Genomic DNA, 19545 nt, shown 5'->3' on the forward strand with positions numbered 1-19545 from the left:
AAATAACTAGCTTTAAAAATTCAAAGCTAGTTATTTATATTAACATATTATTTTTTTATAAAGATGAATGCTCCACTTACCAAAAGTGTTAAACCTGATAAAGTATAGGCAATAGAATTTTCAGATCCAGTTTTTGCTAACCTTTTGTTATTATTATTAGCAGTAGTATAGTTTTTGTTGTTATTTGTTTTACTATTAATTAAATCAGAGTTTTTCTTAGAGTTTAAATAAGTTATATCTTTTTGAGATAGTTTAATAATCTTCTTAGGGACTTGTCCTTCTTTAACATCTATATAATAATTCTTGCTTAAACCATCTGCTTTATACATATACCTTCCTGGCTCTAATGATATTGCACCATTAGAAACTAACTCTCCTCCTTTTTGAGCTTTTTTAGAATCAAAGCTTCCGTTATCTCCAGTCATGCCTACAAAAACTTTTTCAATTATTTTATTTTTAGAATCAACTTTATAAACCCCAACTTTAACATTCTTAAGAGGATCATATTCTTCATTTATAACCTCTAGTTTAAAACCAGTATCTATCTTTTTAGGATTTTCATTGCTCACTGAACTTGTTTTTTCATGTTCAATTATAATATCTTGCATTTTGTTGTTAACAGTACCATAAGTCCATTGATTAGTATTTAATTTATAACCACTTGGCGCTTTTTTCTCTTTTATTGTATAGTCGCCTGTACCCATATTAATTAATAATACACCATTTACGACTTTTGGCTGTAATTTGTTATATATTTCTTGATTATCAATAGTTGAACCATTCATTTGCAACATTCCATTTTTTCCTGTTATAAAAGTTGTAACATTTTCTTTACCGCTTATAAGCTGTATTTGTGCACCTTCTATTCCATAACCGCTATTTTTATCTACTGTTTTCACTTCTATTGCAATTTTATTACTTTCATAGTCATTTTGAATGACAATGGGATCAGCAGCTTCATTATCAACTATTTTTCTTACAAACTCTGTAGTATTAAGTTTATATCCCTCTGGAGCTTTCTTTTCAATAAACTTATAATCTCCAGGTTCTAAATTTATTTTCCCATAACTTGCAAATATATCAGTTTTTTCTAAAAGTGTTACTGTAGAAGTATCAATAAAACCATTTATATCAGTCTTTGCTTTAAAATATTGTGTATTGACTCCATTTTCTATTTTATAACATGTTATTTCCGCACCTGAAATACCTCTCTGCTTAGAATCTACTTTTTTGAAATTTATACTTCCAACCGCAAAAGAACTACCTATACTTCCAGCCCCTACCATTGGTATAGCTATAGCCAGTGCCATTAAGATATTTAAAATCTTCTTTTTTATTTTCATTTTTTCACCCCATTCAAAATAATATGCATACTTATTCATTATATTTTATAGTTAGTTTAATTATATCATCTATAATTTGCATTTACAATAAAAGAAACGTTGATTTGAACTTCTTTTTCAGTGATTATCAATTTATAATATCATTTTTAATCATTTTATGTTCTTTTATAATATTTTTATTTGTGATATACTTTTCCTATACAAATGTGGAGGTATTTATGAAAAAAAAGATTGCTCTTTTATTGATATTTATTGGTCTCATCATTTTTTCTTATCCGAAGATTTCTGAATTTGTTCTACTATCTCAAAATAAAGCGGAAAAAATTGATGCACTCTCTTCTGATAAGCTAGAAAAAAATGCTAACTCTGGTGACAAGAATTTCGATCAATCAAAAGTCAAGCCTATTGATATCAATGGTGTAATATTAAACAGAAAAGATGCTGATATGTCAAAGATTGTTGGCCAATTAGTCATTCCTTCTATTAATAAAAACATAGCTATTTTTGATGGTCTAGAAAATAATAATTTGATGTATGGTGCATGTACTATGAAACCTAATCAAAGGATGGGATTAGGAAATTATGCTATTGCTGGTCATTATATGAAAAATGAAAAGCTACTTTTTGGTGGTTTGATGAATGTCAAAAAGGGTGATGTTATTAGACTTACAAACAAGAAAAATATTTATGAATACAGAGTATTTAAAACTCTAAAAGTAAAAGATAATCGTACTGATTTAATAGATGATGTTAAAATGTCAGAAGCAGATGGCAAGGCAATAGTATCATTGATGACATGCTATTATGATACCGACGGGTATAGATATTTTGTAGTCGGTAAATTTGATAAGTTATATCCTTATAGCTCTAATAAAATGTTAAGAAGTATATCGGAGTAAAGGTAGGTAATTATGGGTTTTTTATTTGGAGTACTCAAAGGTACTTTAGCAATATTTGTAATTTTATGTATAGGCTTATATGTTAATCACCTATACAATAATCACAAAAAAAATTTATAACTTTAAAAAAGTCTAAGGAGATTTTTCTACTTAGACTTTTTTTATTAATATTGTCTATAATATATTAGATAATACTATCTTTTGATTTATTTATAATCTTTCTTAAACTCTATTTGTCTAATTTTATTGACCAGTAAGTATATACAATCATCATCACTGAGAATATTAGTACTAATATAATTACTGGGTACACTCCTATATCAGTTATCAATGATAATATAAAAGCTAGAATTATCATTATTAATAACATTATTGTTGTAAAGGTAAATGTTTTGTTTGCTGCTTGATTCATTATTTTTAATTCTCTCTCATCCATACTAGCTTCCCAGTCTTTTTTGAAAGACATGGTAAATATGTTTCCCTTTTTCTCTGGATAAGCAATTTTTATTTTATCTATAATTCTTTTTTGGCATAATGGTATTAATATAGATAATATCAACAACAATGCTACTGCACTTCCAAATAGCATCATTAGATTTCTATCTACATAGCCATTTATTTCTATACTTGTCCTTATTTTGCCTGAACAAATTGCTAATGAACCAATCATGAATGGTATAATTATCCCCGTTAAAGCCATGGATATTCCGAGTTGGGCATCATTATATATATCCTCTTCATTTTTAATTGAATCTATTAGATTTTTCTCACCTATTTTTAAAGTTACAACTATTGATATTAAAAGTATGGCAGAACCCACAAAATATATGCCAAAAATATTTGTACTTATTAACAGCTTTAAACTTTCTATGGCCCCAGCAATTACATCTTCAAATTTCGTTGAAAATCCACCTACTATTCCTCCAGCTATTCCCCCAGCTATCATCAATAAAAATAAATGACCTATTCCTTTTTCTTTTGTTGATTTTTTATTTTTAAACATCTTTGTTCTCCTATTCTACTATTTAACTTTATAAATTTATCCTTATTACAATTTTATAATTACTATTCTATATTTATTTTCTTAGTCATCATCTTCCTCATATTGGAATATTTCTTCTACACTTGCTCCAAATTCTTTTGCTATCTTCAAGCAAAGTATAATTGATGGATTGTAATCTCCTCTTTCTATTAGACTTATAGTCTGCCTTGAAGCGCCTACTAATTGTCCTAGTTCTTGTTGATTAATTCCTTTTTGATTTCTATATTCTTTTACTTTATTCAATAAGGCCATATATTTCCTCCTGTTTTAAAACAATATTTATTATAAACGTTTATATTTTGATTCTTTTTATGACAAATATACTTGTCAGATTTATGTAACTATAATACTATATGACAAATATACTTGTCAATAGATTTCACAAAAAAATGACAAATAAATTTGTCATTTTTTCTTTAATTACTTCTCGTATTTTATTTCATATTCTTCTCATTAATCTTCCCCAATAAAATCCCCTTGTATCTTAGATATATACCAGAATATAGAATATTATCTATTATGGACTTATTAATTTTTATATCTAAAGAATTAATAGCCTCTTCTAACATTGTAAGTGTGAATCCAATATTTTTATCTACATTTTCTCTTAATTTTTCTCTATCATTTTCGTATTTTTTAAAAGGATTATATGATCCTTTTTCTAGATCTTTATCCAAATCTTCATATGCATCTAATATGTATATATATTTTCCAATATTAAAACCTACTCTAGATAACCTATCCATATATTCATCTTCTTTATATGAGAATATATCACTCATCAATTCACCAAATACATTAGATATTTCATCTATATTTTGACAGTTTTCCAATTCTAAATTATTTAATTTTTTCATATGATTTTTTATTTTTTGTGCCTTTTCTGGATATTCAGCAAGAGCTGTTTTATAGGATTTCTCATATGCACTTTTTAGGAACTTATCCTTAAGTCTACCTTCATCTATCACATTATCTTCTAATTTGTAATATGTTAGGAGTATATTCATACTAGCTGCATATTCAGTATATTTATTTGAAATATGCATTTTCTTTTTTGTTGGATTTACAATACATTTTTCATTGAAAATATCAGATTTTGGTTCATATACTGATGTTAAAATCAATATCAAAAATGTAATATCGTAGTTCAAACTAAGTCTTGATATTTCTGTGTGATTCCTCTTTAAATATTTGCAAAGCCCACAATAATATGCCTTATAATGATAGTACTCTCTAAATGTCAAATCCATTTTATTTATTCTAACGTAACCAAACACTGATTTCTCCTCCAAAAATTTAAATTTAAATAATATCTATATTATAACAAACTTTAAAGTATTTTCTTTTTTATATTACTTTGGCCTACTAAAATAATTTATTATATGTACTTTATACTCTATTGTAATAATTTACCATATATAACTTGATTATTTCCATATCAATAAGGTATATTATTATAAATATGATTTATATGAAAGGACTTTTTTATGAAAAAAATATTAATTACTGGAGCAACAGGGCAAATTGGAACTGATTTAGCAGAGGAACTTAGAAGAATTTATGGTAGAGACAATGTGATCACATCTTCTAGAAGAGACAAACCAGAATTTCATGAGGCTGGTCCTTTTGAAAGTATGGATTGTACTGATGCAAAAGCATTTTATGAATTAGCAAAAAAGCACGAAGTAGACACAATACTACATCTAGCTGCTATACTATCAGCTCAAGGTGAAAAGAATCCAAATTTACTATGGGATATTAATGTAAATGGTTTATATAATTCTCTTGAAGTTTCCAAAGAACTTGGTTGTGCATTATTTGTACCTAGTTCTATAGGTTCTTTTGGTCCTTCTACTCCAAGAGATCATACTCCACAGACTACTATTCAAAGACCTACTACAGCTTATGGTATTAGCAAAGTTACTGGAGAATTATTATGTGATTATTACCATTTAAAATATGGACTAGACACTAGAGGTGTTCGTTTCCCTGGACTTATTTCATACAAGGCTCTTCCTGGCGGTGGAACTACTGATTATGCTGTCCACATATACCATGAAGCCAAAAAAAATGGACATTATTCATCCTATATAGATAAAGGAACATATATGGATATGATGTATATGCCTGATGCAGTTGATTCAATTATACAACTAATGGAAGCAAATCCTGATAAATTGATAGACAGAAATGCATTTAATGTATCTGCTATGAGTTTTGAGCCAGAAGATATAAAGAAATCAATTCAAAAGATTATGCCAGATTTTACTATGGATTATGATGTTGATCCAATTAGACAAGCAATTGCAGATAGCTGGCCAAATTCACTAGATACTAGTGCCGCCAGAGAACAGTGGGGATTTAATCCAAAATTTGATCTAGACAAGATGACTGAAGATATGCTAAAAAATATATAAGTTATTAATTAAAATCTAAATTATGCTTAAACAAAAACCGACTCAAAAAAGTTAAATTTTAAATCTAACTTTTTTGAGTCGGTATATTTTTTATAAATTTTCTATATATTTTTTCACGTCTGGACCAACATAAATATGTCCATCTTCCATTATTAATATGGGTCTTTTTACCAACATACCATCAGTAGCCAATAAATCATATTGTTCTTGATCACTCATATTCTTTAATTTTGAAGATAAAGCTTGTTCTCTATATATCTTACCACTTGTATTAAAAAATCTTTTTAGTGGTAAACCTGTTTTATCTCTCCATATCTTTATTTCCTCTGCACTAGGATTCTCTATATCTATTTCCCTAAGTTTATAGTCTATAGATTTTTCTTTCATTAGCTTTTCTACACCCTTACAAGTAGTGCATTTTTTATAGCATATCAGCGTATTCATACTCATTCCTCCTAAATATTATTAAATTCATATTCAAATATTTTATACCAATCATAAATAATTTTAAGCAAGTTATCTGTGATATTTCTTATTAGTTTATAAATACTGTAAATATTAGTTTATACAAATAAAAAAGTAGTCATTAATGACTACTTTTTTATTTGTATAACTTTTTAAATTTTATTATCTTTTTCTTTGAATTAATCCAACTATAAATAGAAGAACTACCGCACCTAATACTGAAATGGCTATACTATATAGGTTTATACCACTTACACCACTGCCTCCGAACGACTGTGCTATAAATCCACCTATAAAAGCACCTATAATACCTACTATAATGTTAGCAATTGCACCCATCTGAGCGTTCTTACCCATTATTATACTACCTAACCATCCTGCTAATGCTCCTACTATTAACCATGATATTATTCCCATACTAATACCGCCTTTCTATAATAATATTTTTAATATTGCTAATATTTTATTGTAATATTATTATACCCAGCAATTTTATTTGAAATCAAATAAGTTATATGTCACTAAAAACTTTTTAATTTAATCCATGATTTATCATATAGTTTGATTTTATCTTCTAGATCTAAAAATGGTTCACATTTCTTTAAAATACTTGGATCCGGATAAAGAGTTTTATCATTTCTCATTTCTTCTGGAAGTTTATTTTTTCCTTGAGATATAGGTGTTGAATATCCAATATACTCTGCATTTTTTGCATTTACTTCTGGATCACACAGAAAATTGATAAAAGCTTCTGCCCAGTCCTCATTATCTGCTGTATTTGGTATACAGATGGCATCTGTCCAAACATTTGTACCTTCTTTTGGTATTACATATTCTAGATTTTCATTTTCACCTTTCATTAAAGGTACATCACCAGAATAGAAAATTCCCATAGCTGCTTCTTCACCTATCATTCTATCCTTACCATCATCGTTCACATAAGCAAGAACAATTGGCTTTTGCTTTTCTAACAACTTTTCTGCTCTAGATATTTCTTTGGGGTCAGTAGTATTCATAGAATATCCCAACCTTTTCAGGGCTACTCCCATTGTATCTCTTACTGAATCAAACATCAGTAAATTTCTTTTATATTTTGGATTCCATAAATCATCCCAAGAAGTTGGAGCTTTATCAACCATTTTTTTATTATATACAATTCCAAGAGTCCCCCACATATATGGTACTGAATATTCATTTGTAGGATCATATTTTGTATTTTTAAATTCTTTATCTACATATTTATAGTTTGGCACATTATTGAAATTAATTTTTTTCAACATACCTTCTCTACTCATTTTTTGAACCATATAATCTGAAGGAAATACTAGATCATATTTTGTACTACCACTCTTCACTTTTTGATACATCATTTCATTTGTATCATAAGTTGAATACTGTACCTTTATACCTGTTTCTTCTTCAAATTGAGTAATCAGAGATTCATCAATATAGTCGCCGACATTATATACGTTTAGCACTTTTGAAGATCCTTGCCCTGAGCTACCACACCCAGTTGAAAATATTGATGTGGCACATATTAAACTAGCTAATGCTAGTGTTTTTAATGAAAATATTTTATTTTTTTTCATAACTACCTCCACATCTACTACATTCTATTTGCTACATTTTTAATAATTGATTCTTTTCTATTTGCCAAAAATAAAAGTACTAGAACTGTAGCAAACATCAATGTTGATAATGCATTTATTTCTGGCTTAATACCACGTCTAGCCATACCATATATTTCTATTGAAAGATTACTTACTCCATTTCCTGTATTGAAAAATGAAATAATAAAATCGTCAATAGACATTGTAAATGCCATCAAAAAGCCTGATATTACACCAGGTTTTATCTGAGGAATTATTATTTTTCTAATTGCGTACCATGGAGTTGCTCCTAAATCCAGAGCAGCTTCTTCAATATTATCTGGTAGCTGTCTTAGCTTTGGCAACACTGATAATATTACATAAGGTGTACAAAACATTATATGTGATATTAACATTGTATTAAAACCAAAATCCATTTTTGCAAAAGCAAATAAACTCATTATAGCTACACCTGTTACTATTTCTGTATTTAATACTGGTAAGTAATTTATATTTAATAGAGCTGATTTTGCCTTACCTTTTTTCATTTTATGAATACCAATAGATGTAATAGTTCCAAATATCGTAGAAACTACAGAAGCTATTATAGCAATTGTCACAGTATAATAAAGCGCTGATAGAATTGTTTCATTTTTAAATAGTTCTACATACCACTTTAAAGTAAATCCATTTAATACTGCCATTGATTTAGAATCATTAAATGAAAATATTACAAGAGCAAATATAGGGGCATACAAAAAGATAAATATCAATATCAAGTAAATATTTGATATTAAAGCTGTCTTTTTATTATTTATGACGTCCGCCTCCCTTCACTTCTTCTTTATCCATATTATTCATCATAGCCATTGATATTAATATTATCAACATCATTACTATTGAAAGCGATGAACCAAAGTTCCAATCTCCTACAGTTGTAAATTGCTGTTCAATTAAATCTCCTACCAACATAGTTTTTCCACCACCTAATAATCTTGATATAGCAAATGTAGTTACACATGGCATAAATACCATTGTAATACCGCTCATCACACCCGGTAAACTTAGTGGAAATATTACTTTTCTAAATACTACAACACTACTTGCACCTAAGTCTTTGGCTGCATTTATTAAATCTCTATCCATTTTTTGAAGTGCCGTATATATTGGTAGCACCATAAATGGTAAGAAATTGTATACCATTCCTAGCATTACAGCCGAATTTGTATATAATATTGATCCTGGATTTATCCCAAACAATCCAAATAATGAATTCAATAGGCCATTTTTTCCAAGAATAGCTATCCAAGCATAAGTTCTAAGCAAAAAATTCATCCACATCGGAAGTATAAATAATAAAATCAAACTTCCGCTTTTTGAAGGAGCTTTTTTTGCTATTATATAGGCTACTGGATATCCTAAAATTATACATGCTAGTGTAGATCCTCCAGCTAAAAGGAAAGATCTAACAAATACCTTAAAGAAAATTGGATTTACAACCTGTCTGTAGTTATCCAATGTCAAAAATGATCTACCATTTCCATCTACCTGAGTAAAACTATAGTATAAAACTAATATCAATGGAATTACAACAAATATAATAGACCAAATCCAATAGGGATATGTAAGTCTAGATCCTTGATCCACTTCTCTTTCTTCAAAATCAAAAAATTTCTTCATAATTAAGCATCTCCTTTGTGCATGATATGTATATCCTCAGGATTTATTATCATACCCAACCTACTACCAATTGGTGCCGATTTAGTATTTTGAAGTAACCACATTCTTCCATTTTCTTCAACTTCTAACTCATAGTGAACACCCTTGAAAGTAGAAGATTTTACAACACCAGTTATCATACCGCTAGCTTCATCAACCATTATTATATCTTCTGGCCTAACTACTACATCTACCTCTTCATCCTTTTCAAATCCCTTATCAACACATTCAAATCTAGTATTTGAAAATTCCACATCATAGTCATCGTGCATTATTCCATCAATAATATTACTTTCACCTATAAAGTTCGCTACAAAAGCATTTTCTGGTTCATTATATATGTCTATTGGACTACCTACTTGCTGTATTACACCTTTATTTAGAACAACAATTGTATCGCTCATAGATAGAGCTTCTTCTTGGTCATGAGTTACAAATATAAATGTAATTCCAAGTTTCTTTTGTATTTTCTTTAACTCCACTTGCATTTCTTGTCTTAGTTTTAAATCTAGTGCTCCAAGTGGTTCATCTAACAATAAAACCTTTGGCTCATTAACAAGAGCTCTAGCTATTGCAACTCTCTGTTGTTGACCACCTGATAATGATGATATACTCCTATCTTCAAAACCTGATAGTGATACCATTGTAAGCATTTCTCTTACTTTCTTATCTATATCTTCCTTATCCATTTTTTTTATTTTTAGACCAAATGCTACATTATCATATACATTCATATGCGGAAATAATGCATATTTTTGGAATACAGTATTTATATTTCTTTGATTTGGAGGAACATTATTTACCTTGTATCCGCCAAAGAATACATCACCTTCGTCTGCAAACTCAAAACCACCTATTATCTTAAGTAATGTTGTTTTTCCACATCCACTTGGTCCTAGTAATGTAAGAAATTCATTCTCGCTTATACTAAGATTAAAATCGTCCAATACAGTTAAATCATCATATGTTTTTGAAATATTTTTTAGCTCTATAATATTATTATTCAATAATTACACCCCTCTTTTATTAAAATGATGGAGGAGAACTCACCCATATAAGCATAGCTGGCACTTTACCTTCATTAGTAATATAGTGTACTTCTTTTGGCTTATAATAAAAGCTCTCGCCCTTTCTTACCTTAAATTTCTTGTTGCCCATGTATAGGCATATTGTACCTTTAATAACATAACCAAATTCCTCACCTTCATGAGGTTTTTCTTCCTTATATTTGCCATCTGGTTCTATTTTTACTAAAACTGGCTCCATATCATTTTTTTGTGAATTGGGAACCAACCACCTAAATGTATACTTGTTGTCAAAATCTTCAACTTCAAACATATCATCTTTTTTAAAAGTAATTTTTTCATTTACTTCTTCAGCGAAAAATTCCCTTAAATTTGTTCCTAGAACATCTAAAATGTCAATAAGAGTTGCAATAGATGGTGAAGTCAAATCATTTTCAAGTTGTGAAATAAATCCTTTAGACAATTCACACCTATTCGCCAACTCTTCCTGGGTCAACTGTTTTTCTGTTCTTAGTCTTTTTACTTTTTCTCCAATATCCATAATTATTGCACTAAGGTGCTACCTCCGTTTTACATATACTTATTTATTTTTACTAAACTTTTTAATTATATAAACTAAATATTAATTTTGGTAAAAGTAAACTAAAAGTTTATTTTCCCTAAACAAAATACATTATATATTCAATAAGTCAAAAAATCAAGTATTTTGATGTAAAAAAATATTTCTATTAATAATAGCCTCTTTTACCCTTTATCGTGTATAATAAATAAATGAAAATATATTAGTTTTGAAGCAATATTATTTCATAAAAAAAATGAAAGTTGATAAGATTAATTGAATAATTTTATTAATATAAGGGTGGTATATGTATAAAAAAAATAGTGAAATTAAACTTTGTGGCTTAAAGTTGTATATAGTAGCACATATAGGTTCTGGCGGTAAGACTGGACATAAATCTCTAAAAAAAACCATAAAAAAATGTATAAAATCAAGTATTGAGTTTGAATATTTTTTGGTAAAAGTAAACTAAAAGTTTATTTTCCCTAAACAAAATACATTATATATTCAATAAGTCAAAAAATCAAGTATTTTGATGTAAAAAAATATTTCTATTAATAATAGCCTCTTTTACCCTTTATCGTGTATAATAAATAAATGAAAATATATTAGTTTTGAAGCAATATTATTTCATAAAAAAAATGAAAGTTGATAAGATTAATTGAATAATTTTATTAATATAAGGGTGGTATATGTATAAAAAAAATAGTGAAATTAAACTTTGTGGCTTAAAGTTGTATATAGTAGCACATATAGGTTCTGGCGGTAAGACTGGACATAAATCTCTAAAAAAAACCATAAAAAAATGTATAAAATCAAGTATTGAGTTTGAATATTTTATATCTGAATATAAAGGACATACAATAAAATTAGTACAGGATATAGCTAGAAGAATAGAAAATGATAATTCTATTAATCAATCAAATGAAAACTCTTTTGATAAATTAAATAAGGTATCCAAATTATTAATAATAGGTGGAGATGGTACTCTTAGTGAAGCAATATCATCACTAAAAAAGTTAGATATAGATATTCCTATAGCCTATCTACCTTCTGGTACAGGCAATGATTTCTCAAGAGAAGTTAAATATAAAAAAGATGTAGATTCGGTGATTTCTAAATTACAAAGAATTGATATTCCAACAGAGATAGAAATAATAAAATTCACGAATTTAAAAGATAATTCTGTCGACTATGCAGTAAATAGTGTGGGTTTTGGATTTGATGCCTTGATAATTTATTTAAGCGAAAAATCTCATTTCAAAACAACCTTTAAAAAAATTGGTATCGGTAAGCTATCTTATATTATTTATATATTTGAAGCATTAATTAATAAATATAAATTTAGTGTAAATATTTATGACTCCAATTCAAAAAAATATTCTTATGATAATCTTCTAATAGCCTGTTTGATGAATCATCCATATATTGGTGGTGGAGTAAAATTAGACCCTTATTTAAGATCTAATGACCATAAATTAAGTATAATAATCGGATATGATATAAGTATTCACAATATAGGCAAGATAATTTATCAAGTATTGAAAACATCAGATCATATTGAAAAAAATGATAATATTGTAAGGCTAGTCTCTGATGAATTTACAATAGAAAATAAACTTGCATCACATATTCAAGTAGATGGCGAATCTTGGAATAAAGATATATACAAAATTCATTTTAAACTGGATAAGCAAAAATTTTGGATATAGATTAATATAAACTAAGAGGGCCTAAATTTAGGTCCTCTTAGTTTATATTATTATTTTTAATTTTTGTTTTTATTTAATATTTTAAGTTTATATTCCAGTGTAATAAAGCAATTATCGTCCCTGTTCTTCGACTCTAACCTTTACTTTATCACCAATATCTTTTCCTATCTTTTTTCTAATTTCTTTTTTAATACCTAATATATAGCAAATACTACCATCTGGATTTTTTATTCCCATATTGACTATACTACCATCGTATTCTTCACCATCAAATGTAGCATGGACCTTTAATCTACCTTTTCCAAATTCTTTTCTTATGTCATAAGGAAACACTACATAAGCTCCACCTTTGCCTATTTGTGACTCTTTTATTACTGCAATAAATTCGTACATAAGTTACCCTTTCTTTTTTTGCTGTTTTCCACATATTTTTACCAAATATTTTATAGATAAAAATCTAGAAAAAAATATTCCAAATTTCATTTTTATAGATGGAACTATAACTACTTTTCCTTTAAACATCTGATCAATTGCATATTTAGCACAGTACTGAGGTGATATTCCAGATAGTGAAAACTTACAATTTGCTACCTCATTAAATTCTGTATCCACGGGACCTGGACATAATACGCTTAACATTACATTTGAATTTGAATTTTTAAGTTCCCTGTATACAGCATTGGATAAACTCACTACATACGCCTTACTAGCATAATAAGTTGCCATATATGGTCCTCCTGGCATCAAACCTGCACTAGAACCTACATTTAAAATATATCCTTTATTTTTTTTAACGAAATCTTCTAAAAATTTCTTCATGAGTATATGTGTTGCCACTACATTTAATTCGATCATATGTAATAGCTTATCATTATCAGCTTTATCAAAGGTTTCCAAATCCCCAAATCCAGCATTATTTATTAATACATCAATATCTCTATTAGAAAATTCTTCATATAATTCATAAGCAGATTGCCTATTAGATAAATCTTTAGTTACCACTTCAACATTTGTAGGCAATATCTTTTTCAATTCCAACAACCTATCTTCTCTCCTTGCTACTAATATTAAATTATAGCCAATAGAAGATAAATATCTAGCAAACTCTCTACCTATACCAGAACTAGCACCGGTTATAAGAGCCAATTTATTTGTCATTTCACCAATCCACCTTATTTAATAATATTTTTAAAAATAAATAATATAAATTAATATTTTTCTATTTATTTTGTATATTAATTGAATTGTTAATCCTTATTACTTTAAAAAGTCGCTTTTTAATACATCCTCTGCATTAGTTGAAGCCTTCATTCTTTTACCGTCCATTATATCAGCTACCTTGAAGTCTTCATCTATTAAAAAGGTAGTTCTCACAACCCCTAAAGCTGTTTTTCCAAATATCTTCTTTTCTTTCCAAACACCATACTTCTGTATTACTTCTAAATCTGGATCAGATAAAAGCATAAATGGTAAATCATATTTTTCTGTAAAATTTGTATGTGCTTTTTGACCATCTTTACTAATACCTATTACTACTGCTCCCTTTTCTTGAAAATGTGGATAATTATCTCTAAAATTACAAGCCTGCTTTGTACACCCAGGTGTATTATCTTTTGGGTAGAAATATAGTATTATTTTTTTACCTTTATAATCACTTAAACTTACGTCTTTTCCATTCTTATCCTTTAAAGTAAAATCTATAGCTTTTTCTCCTATCTTCATTTTAATCCTCCTCTAAATCTACATATATTTTCAAAATTTTTTTGCTTATAATTGCCTATGTTTTATAAAAAACACTTATACTAATCATTACTTGTCAAACAATATTATACATTATTTATACCCATTTTAATAAGGTTAATTAAACGATTTTAATTTAAATTAAGTATATGACGTGGATTTTCAAATAACTTGGGTAATATTAAAACAAGTAGTTATTATTATTTATAAATTTACACTTTGGAGGTAAAATATTATGGCAAAATATCGTTGTGTCGTATGTGGTTTTATATATGATGAAGAAAAGGAAGGACGTCCTTTTGAGCAATTAGAGCGCTGTCCTTTATGTAAGGTTAAAAGAGATAAATTTGAATTAATCCAAGAGGATAATAATATTGAGGAAAAGGTTTTAGATATTCAGAATAAAGAATCGGTTAAAAAGGATGTTCAAAGATTAGTAGATGAAGCAGAAGAAATGAAAAAGGATGAATCTTTAGAAATAGAACCTGCTCTAATACGCAAAGACCCTACAGAAAGGTATATGTCTGAAATACATGAAATGTCCATTAGTGGACAAATGCTAAGTGCAGCTATGAGCACAAAAATTGCTATGCCTTCTTGGGACGATATACTTATAATGGGTGCACAACTGAATCCCCCACCATTAGATGATGGTTTTCCTGTAAATATACAAACTGTAATAGGAAAAAATGCAAAAAAACCTATGGTATTAGAATCTCCTGTCTATATTTCGCATATGTCATTTGGTGCACTTTCTGCTGAGACAAAAGAAGCCCTTGCAAGAGGTAGCGCTATGGCAAACACAGCAATATGCAGTGGTGAAGGCGGTATGCTACCACAAGAAAGAGATAATGCATATAAATATATATTTGAATATGTTCCAAACCTTTATAGTGTAACTGATGAAAATATTAGAAATTCTGATGCAATAGAAATAAAAATAGGACAAGGTACAAAACCAGGTATGGGTGGACATCTCCCAGGAAATAAAGTGACTGAAGATATAGCAAGAATAAGAGGCTTTAGAGTTGGAGAAGATATACAAAGTCCTTCAAAATTCCCTGGTATAAACAGCAAAGAAGATTTAAAAAACCTAGTTTATGAATTGAGAGAACGTTCTGGAGGTCGTCCAATAGGTATAAAAATAGCGGCTGGAAAATTAGAAAAAGATTTAGAGCACTGTGTATTTGCAGAACCTGATTTTATTACTATAGATGGAAGAGGTGGAGCTACAGGTTCAAGCCCATATTTCTTGAGAGAATCTACTTCTGTTCCAACTATATATGCACTCCATAGAGCTAGAAAATATTTAGATGAGGCTGGATCAGATATACAACTCGTAATGACTGGTGGATTTAGGGTTTCTCCAGATTATGCAAAAGCTATTGCAATGGGAGCGGATGCAATAGCCATATCTTCTGCAGCATTAATTGCAATAGCTTGTCAACAATATAGAATATGTGGTTCAGGTAATTGCCCAGTTGGTATCGCCACTCAAGATCCTAAGCTAAGATCAAGACTAAAAATAGATAAATCAGCCCAGAGATTAGCTAACTATTTGAATGTATGTGCTGATGAATTAAGACTTTTCGCTCGAATTACTGGTCACGAAGATATTCACGATTTATCTTTAGAAGATTTATGTACTGTAAATAGAGAAATCGCTGAAAATACATTTATTGAACATGCATAAAATTAATTTATATAGAATTATAATAAAAAATCCCTTTATTGATGTTTACCAATAAACTAGACACAATATTTAATTAGTTAGAAACATTGGATGCTTGCCTATATTTTGTAGGTGCATCCATTTTGTTTTGTATTGAATTCGCTCATTAGTGTAATAATATATGTACTCATTCATATCCATTGAAAACTCATCAAAAGAGATTTAAATAAATAAATAAATAAATTAATTAGTTTATTTTGCTGATTCAAGTGCGTTATCTACTGCTTGAATTATGGCATTTGAACTATATGTAGCTCCACTAACCGTATCGACAGTTGTGGATTGGCTTTCTATTATTTGATTTATTAATTCTGATGCCCTATCCAAGTATTTATCATCATCTTGACTCTCTAAAATCTGTATATTACTTATCTTACCAGATTCTACTTTGACGCTTACCTTTGTCTCCCCTCTGAATCCATTACCAACACCAGTATACTCTCCATCTTTATATATGAAACTTTCTGATGACTCATTATTTATGACTGTATTATCAGCGTTATCATCATTGACTTCATTTTTACTATTGCTGTTTTCATATATACTTTTAATATTTTTTGTATTTGTATTTTTTATGTCACTTCCATAACTTATTAATATAGTTGTAAGTATACATATTATTATAGTCAAAAAAATTCTTTTTATGCTCATTTTTTACTCCTTTTTAATTTTATTTATGTTTCTATACATTAAGGTATAATTTATTAGTATCTATAAACTTGAATAAACTATATGATGTAAATACACTAATATAAAATATTAAATTTATATTTCTAGAATAACTAGGATTTTTTGATAAATATAGTGCAATTACATGTATAAATATCATAGCGTAGAAAATATAAGCATTAGCCTGTATTTTTTTCCATTTACCTCTATCCATATTTTTTCTAATTTTTATAAATGATGTGATAAATAAAGGAACCATTATAATAAAAGCTATCAATCCCGAGACAAATAAAACTAAGGCTAATACGAAATTAAATCCATTTTCCGTTAATATTGTAGCATTTTGTATATAAGAAATCATATAAGCTAATATATGTGGTAGTAGTAATATAGAGCCTATAATTGATAATACACCCCTATTTTTTCTAAGTCTTCTAGTAAAATTATTTGATTTGTCAAACACTCCCATATACATCACTAAAATAAAAATTGCTCCACCTAAGGCTCCCGATTTAATCGCATCCATTAATATATTTAGTATAGGTGAGTATGTAATTATGTATCCATTTAAACTTAAATATGTATGCCATAGAACTATTCCTGAAATTAGTAAACTAACAATATATATTTCTTTACAATATTTATTTATTTTCTTAGATAAAATATATGCTAGCAAAGTTACTATTAAAAAAGATAATATTATTCTCATAGCTTCCTCCTTTTATATTTTTTACTTTTTTAAGTTTTATGCTGTCCGTTTAGATTTATTATTTTATAATTTTATTATCAACTAATAATGTGTCTTTTACATGGCATAAAAGTGAAAAATAAAAAATAAGTTTAAACTAAAATTTTAGTCTAAACTTATTTTTTATTTTTATTGATTATTACTTTTTTTCAGGATCTATATGTACATTTACACGTGTATTTACCAAAGCATCTTTTAAATCTTTCTTTAGGTTTCCTTGAATTTGATGAGATCTTTCTACTGTCATTTCTTTTGGTACTGTAATATGAAAATCTATATATTTCATACTACCAGCCTTTCTGGTCTTTAACTTGTGATAGTCTAAAAACTCATTTTTATGCGATTCAATTGCTTTAATCACTATATTTAATTCATCTTCTGGAAGGCTCCCATCTAATAAAATATTAAATGCATTTGAAGATAGTTCATACGCTTCTTTAATTATCAATAAAGCAACTAATAATGCTACAATTGGATCTAGTATACTAATTCCAGTCAGCTTTACTAAAGCAATACCCACACCTACACCTAGTGATGTATATACATCTGTTTTTAAATGAAGTGAATCAGCTTCAAGTGCTTGAGAATCTTCTTCCTTGGAAACAATATGTAACTTTCTTGATACAAAAAAATTGACTATAGCTGCAAAAAACATCACTACAATCGCAACGGGTGCTTGTTCTATAGAAACTGGTTCTATCATTTTGTTTATTGCTTCTTTTATTATGGCAATTGCTGCTATAAAAATCAACAAGCCTTCAATAAACCCAGAAATATTTTCCATCTTACCATGTCCATACGGATGTTTTTCATCTGCTGGTCTAGAGGATGTTTTTACTGAAATAAAAGCAATAACTGATGCTAATAAATCCACACCCGAATGCATCGCTTCCGAAATTATACTTATAGAACCGCTTAGTATACCCGCTACAATTTTTAATATCACTAATAATATATTTGACCCTACTGATAGTAGGGCGACTCTTGTCTTTCTATCCATTTTTGTTCTCCTAACTTTAAAATACATAAAATATAACTGTATTTATCACTATCATATTAGTATACCTCTTTTTTATTTAATTATCAATTGATATAAATAGTTTTATTAATAATCATAAAAAAGTGCTATTTTTATTGTTAAATAGCACTTTTAAAATATTTATTCATTATGTATTTATTATCAATTGATATTTGATTGTATATTTAAATTATTTAAGAAATATTTATATAATTTGACCATCTTTAATATTAATGATTCTATCAGCATAATCTGCAACATTAATATCATGCGTAATCATTATAATAGTTTGCTTATTATTTCTAGAAATATTTTTTATTATTTTCAATATTTCATTACTTGTTTTTGAATCCAGATTACCGGTTGGTTCATCAGCTAATAATAATATAGGATTTGCTGCAAGGGCTCTAGCTATTGCAACTCTCTGCTGTTCTCCACCAGATAATTGATCTGGAAATTTATTTTCTAGTTTTTTTAAACCAATAGAATCCATTAAGTTATCAACGTCTTCTTTATCTGGCTTTTTATTATCTAATCTTACTTGTAATTCAATATTTTCTCTAACAGTTAAAACTCTTATTAAATTATATTGTTGAAAAATTATTCCTATATCTCTCCTTCTATATCTTGCAAGGGAACTTTTATTTTTATCTTTTAAATCTATCTCATTTATTAATATACTTCCAGATGTTGGTGTATCTATACCCGCTATAATATTTAGTAAAGTGGTTTTTCCACTACCTGAAGGACCCATTATTACAACAAATTCTCCTTCATTTATTTTTAAGTTTATATTTTTTAGGGCATTAAATTTGTTTTCACCTTTATCGTATACTTTTCCTATATTTATTAATTCTACATAAGCCAT

The 19545-nt window shown here is 28.0% G+C and carries 23 protein-coding genes; 5 read left to right on the forward strand and 18 right to left on the reverse strand.

Annotation, left to right across the window (positions count from 1 at the left end; genetic code table 11):
• Positions 1-47: 47 nt before the first annotated feature.
• Positions 48-1382: a SpaA isopeptide-forming pilin-related protein gene (locus tag O0R46_RS07715; protein ID WP_269311164.1), complete on the reverse strand. Its 1335-nt coding sequence runs from the start codon at positions 1380-1382 to the stop codon at positions 48-50.
• Between the two features lie 179 nt (positions 1383-1561).
• Between O0R46_RS07715 and O0R46_RS07720 the strand changes: the two genes are divergently transcribed.
• A complete protein-coding gene (locus O0R46_RS07720) occupies positions 1562-2242 on the forward strand; it encodes a class A sortase (RefSeq protein ID WP_269311165.1) in 681 nt (226 codons plus the stop codon).
• 229 nt (positions 2243-2471) lie between these two features.
• Here O0R46_RS07720 and O0R46_RS07725 read toward each other — a convergent pair whose 3' ends face one another.
• From O0R46_RS07725 to O0R46_RS07735, 3 genes are all read right to left on the reverse strand, one after another.
• Complete coding sequence (locus tag O0R46_RS07725) at positions 2472-3245, reverse strand: DUF3169 family protein (protein ID WP_269311166.1); 774 nt, start codon at positions 3243-3245, stop codon at positions 2472-2474.
• An 81-nt stretch (positions 3246-3326) separates the two neighbouring features.
• A complete protein-coding gene (locus tag O0R46_RS07730; RefSeq protein WP_269311168.1) occupies positions 3327-3536 on the reverse strand; it encodes a helix-turn-helix transcriptional regulator in 210 nt (69 codons plus the stop codon).
• Positions 3537-3718: 182 nt separating this feature from the next.
• A complete protein-coding gene (locus tag O0R46_RS07735) occupies positions 3719-4561 on the reverse strand; it encodes a DUF5685 family protein (RefSeq protein ID WP_269311169.1) in 843 nt (280 codons plus the stop codon).
• Between the two features lie 210 nt (positions 4562-4771).
• Here O0R46_RS07735 and O0R46_RS07740 point away from each other — a divergent pair, with 210 nt between their 5' ends.
• Positions 4772-5701, forward strand: a complete 930-nt coding sequence (locus O0R46_RS07740) for an NAD-dependent epimerase/dehydratase family protein (protein WP_269311170.1) — start codon at positions 4772-4774, stop codon at positions 5699-5701.
• Between the two features lie 90 nt (positions 5702-5791).
• Here the strand turns inward: O0R46_RS07740 and O0R46_RS07745 are convergent, their stop codons facing one another.
• From O0R46_RS07745 to O0R46_RS07775, 7 genes are all read right to left on the reverse strand, one after another.
• Positions 5792-6145 carry a Spx/MgsR family RNA polymerase-binding regulatory protein gene (locus O0R46_RS07745; protein WP_269311171.1) on the reverse strand — a complete coding sequence of 118 codons (354 nt, stop codon included), beginning with the start codon at positions 6143-6145 and terminating at the stop codon, positions 5792-5794.
• Between the two features lie 183 nt (positions 6146-6328).
• Positions 6329-6583, reverse strand: coding sequence for a GlsB/YeaQ/YmgE family stress response membrane protein (locus tag O0R46_RS07750; protein ID WP_269311172.1), 255 nt, complete (start codon positions 6581-6583; stop codon positions 6329-6331).
• Between the two features lie 104 nt (positions 6584-6687).
• Positions 6688-7755: an ABC transporter substrate-binding protein gene (locus O0R46_RS07755; protein WP_269311173.1), complete on the reverse strand. Its 1068-nt coding sequence runs from the start codon at positions 7753-7755 to the stop codon at positions 6688-6690.
• Between the two features lie 17 nt (positions 7756-7772).
• Positions 7773-8459, reverse strand: a complete 687-nt coding sequence (locus tag O0R46_RS07760; RefSeq protein ID WP_269312550.1) for an ABC transporter permease — start codon at positions 8457-8459, stop codon at positions 7773-7775.
• 106 nt (positions 8460-8565) lie between these two features.
• On the reverse strand, positions 8566-9435 hold the full coding sequence (locus tag O0R46_RS07765) for an ABC transporter permease (protein WP_269311174.1): 870 nt from the start codon (positions 9433-9435) through the stop codon (positions 8566-8568).
• 2 nt (positions 9436-9437) lie between these two features.
• Positions 9438-10481 carry a spermidine/putrescine ABC transporter ATP-binding protein gene (gene potA, locus O0R46_RS07770; RefSeq protein WP_269311176.1) on the reverse strand — a complete coding sequence of 348 codons (1044 nt, stop codon included), beginning with the start codon at positions 10479-10481 and terminating at the stop codon, positions 9438-9440.
• A gap of 19 nt (positions 10482-10500) precedes the next feature.
• Positions 10501-11040 carry a helix-turn-helix domain-containing protein gene (locus O0R46_RS07775; protein WP_269311177.1) on the reverse strand — a complete coding sequence of 180 codons (540 nt, stop codon included), beginning with the start codon at positions 11038-11040 and terminating at the stop codon, positions 10501-10503.
• Positions 11041-11365: 325 nt separating this feature from the next.
• Here O0R46_RS07775 and O0R46_RS07780 point away from each other — a divergent pair, with 325 nt between their 5' ends.
• Entirely contained in the window at positions 11366-11530 is a 165-nt protein-coding gene (locus O0R46_RS07780; protein WP_269311179.1) for a hypothetical protein, read from the forward strand.
• Positions 11531-11750: 220 nt separating this feature from the next.
• Positions 11751-12770, forward strand: a complete 1020-nt coding sequence (locus O0R46_RS07785) for a diacylglycerol/lipid kinase family protein (RefSeq protein ID WP_269311181.1) — start codon at positions 11751-11753, stop codon at positions 12768-12770.
• Between the two features lie 111 nt (positions 12771-12881).
• On the opposite strand, the gene O0R46_RS07790 is transcribed toward O0R46_RS07785, so the two are convergent.
• The 3 genes from O0R46_RS07790 to bcp all read right to left on the reverse strand — a co-directional run bounded on the left by O0R46_RS07790 (position 12882) and on the right by bcp (position 14492).
• Positions 12882-13163 carry a DUF1905 domain-containing protein gene (locus O0R46_RS07790; protein ID WP_269311183.1) on the reverse strand — a complete coding sequence of 94 codons (282 nt, stop codon included), beginning with the start codon at positions 13161-13163 and terminating at the stop codon, positions 12882-12884.
• 3 nt (positions 13164-13166) lie between these two features.
• Entirely contained in the window at positions 13167-13928 is a 762-nt protein-coding gene (locus O0R46_RS07795; protein WP_269311184.1) for an SDR family NAD(P)-dependent oxidoreductase, read from the reverse strand.
• Between the two features lie 99 nt (positions 13929-14027).
• Positions 14028-14492 carry a thioredoxin-dependent thiol peroxidase gene (gene bcp / locus O0R46_RS07800; RefSeq protein WP_269311185.1) on the reverse strand — a complete coding sequence of 155 codons (465 nt, stop codon included), beginning with the start codon at positions 14490-14492 and terminating at the stop codon, positions 14028-14030.
• A gap of 253 nt (positions 14493-14745) precedes the next feature.
• Here bcp and O0R46_RS07805 point away from each other — a divergent pair, with 253 nt between their 5' ends.
• Positions 14746-16203, forward strand: coding sequence for a glutamate synthase-related protein (locus O0R46_RS07805; protein WP_269311186.1), 1458 nt, complete (start codon positions 14746-14748; stop codon positions 16201-16203).
• Positions 16204-16434: 231 nt separating this feature from the next.
• On the opposite strand, the gene O0R46_RS07810 is transcribed toward O0R46_RS07805, so the two are convergent.
• From O0R46_RS07810 to O0R46_RS07825, 4 genes are all read right to left on the reverse strand, one after another.
• The gene (locus O0R46_RS07810) at positions 16435-16893 is read right to left on the reverse strand and encodes an FMN-binding protein (protein WP_269311187.1); all 459 of its coding nucleotides are present in this window, start codon (positions 16891-16893) and stop codon (positions 16435-16437) included.
• A 31-nt stretch (positions 16894-16924) separates the two neighbouring features.
• Positions 16925-17620, reverse strand: coding sequence for a ferric reductase-like transmembrane domain-containing protein (locus O0R46_RS07815; protein WP_269311188.1), 696 nt, complete (start codon positions 17618-17620; stop codon positions 16925-16927).
• A 178-nt stretch (positions 17621-17798) separates the two neighbouring features.
• Positions 17799-18659 (reverse strand): cation diffusion facilitator family transporter, encoded by an 861-nt coding sequence (locus O0R46_RS07820; protein WP_269311190.1) that lies wholly within the window; start codon positions 18657-18659, stop codon positions 17799-17801.
• A 223-nt stretch (positions 18660-18882) separates the two neighbouring features.
• The gene (locus O0R46_RS07825; protein WP_269311191.1) at positions 18883-19545 is read right to left on the reverse strand and encodes an ABC transporter ATP-binding protein; all 663 of its coding nucleotides are present in this window, start codon (positions 19543-19545) and stop codon (positions 18883-18885) included.

It is taken from the genome of Peptostreptococcus equinus, assembly GCF_027125355.1.
Taxonomy (GTDB): Bacteria; Bacillota; Clostridia; order Peptostreptococcales; family Peptostreptococcaceae; genus Peptostreptococcus; species Peptostreptococcus equinus.

Excerpts from the sequence above, each read along its gene's own strand:
- O0R46_RS07715 (WP_269311164.1), bottom strand. The coding sequence starts at position 1,382 with ATGAATAAGTATGCATATTATTTTGAATGGGGTGAAAAAATGAAAATA.
- O0R46_RS07720 (WP_269311165.1), top strand. The coding sequence starts at position 1,562 with ATGAAAAAAAAGATTGCTCTTTTATTGATATTTATTGGTCTCATCATT.
- O0R46_RS07725 (WP_269311166.1), bottom strand. The coding sequence starts at position 3,245 with ATGTTTAAAAATAAAAAATCAACAAAAGAAAAAGGAATAGGTCATTTA.
- O0R46_RS07730 (WP_269311168.1), bottom strand. The coding sequence starts at position 3,536 with ATGGCCTTATTGAATAAAGTAAAAGAATATAGAAATCAAAAAGGAATT.
- O0R46_RS07740 (WP_269311170.1), top strand. The coding sequence starts at position 4,772 with ATGAAAAAAATATTAATTACTGGAGCAACAGGGCAAATTGGAACTGAT.
- O0R46_RS07745 (WP_269311171.1), bottom strand. The coding sequence starts at position 6,145 with ATGAATACGCTGATATGCTATAAAAAATGCACTACTTGTAAGGGTGTA.
- O0R46_RS07750 (WP_269311172.1), bottom strand. The coding sequence starts at position 6,583 with ATGGGAATAATATCATGGTTAATAGTAGGAGCATTAGCAGGATGGTTA.
- O0R46_RS07755 (WP_269311173.1), bottom strand. The coding sequence starts at position 7,755 with ATGAAAAAAAATAAAATATTTTCATTAAAAACACTAGCATTAGCTAGT.
- O0R46_RS07760 (WP_269312550.1), bottom strand. The coding sequence starts at position 8,459 with ATGGCAGTATTAAATGGATTTACTTTAAAGTGGTATGTAGAACTATTT.
- O0R46_RS07765 (WP_269311174.1), bottom strand. The coding sequence starts at position 9,435 with ATGAAGAAATTTTTTGATTTTGAAGAAAGAGAAGTGGATCAAGGATCT.
- O0R46_RS07775 (WP_269311177.1), bottom strand. The coding sequence starts at position 11,040 with ATGGATATTGGAGAAAAAGTAAAAAGACTAAGAACAGAAAAACAGTTG.
- O0R46_RS07780 (WP_269311179.1), top strand. The coding sequence starts at position 11,366 with ATGTATAAAAAAAATAGTGAAATTAAACTTTGTGGCTTAAAGTTGTAT.
- O0R46_RS07785 (WP_269311181.1), top strand. The coding sequence starts at position 11,751 with ATGTATAAAAAAAATAGTGAAATTAAACTTTGTGGCTTAAAGTTGTAT.
- O0R46_RS07790 (WP_269311183.1), bottom strand. The coding sequence starts at position 13,163 with ATGTACGAATTTATTGCAGTAATAAAAGAGTCACAAATAGGCAAAGGT.
- O0R46_RS07795 (WP_269311184.1), bottom strand. The coding sequence starts at position 13,928 with ATGACAAATAAATTGGCTCTTATAACCGGTGCTAGTTCTGGTATAGGT.
- bcp (WP_269311185.1), bottom strand. The coding sequence starts at position 14,492 with ATGAAGATAGGAGAAAAAGCTATAGATTTTACTTTAAAGGATAAGAAT.
- O0R46_RS07805 (WP_269311186.1), top strand. The coding sequence starts at position 14,746 with ATGGCAAAATATCGTTGTGTCGTATGTGGTTTTATATATGATGAAGAA.
- O0R46_RS07810 (WP_269311187.1), bottom strand. The coding sequence starts at position 16,893 with ATGAGCATAAAAAGAATTTTTTTGACTATAATAATATGTATACTTACA.
- O0R46_RS07815 (WP_269311188.1), bottom strand. The coding sequence starts at position 17,620 with ATGAGAATAATATTATCTTTTTTAATAGTAACTTTGCTAGCATATATT.
- O0R46_RS07820 (WP_269311190.1), bottom strand. The coding sequence starts at position 18,659 with ATGGATAGAAAGACAAGAGTCGCCCTACTATCAGTAGGGTCAAATATA.
- O0R46_RS07825 (WP_269311191.1), bottom strand. The coding sequence starts at position 19,545 with ATGGCTTATGTAGAATTAATAAATATAGGAAAAGTATACGATAAAGGT.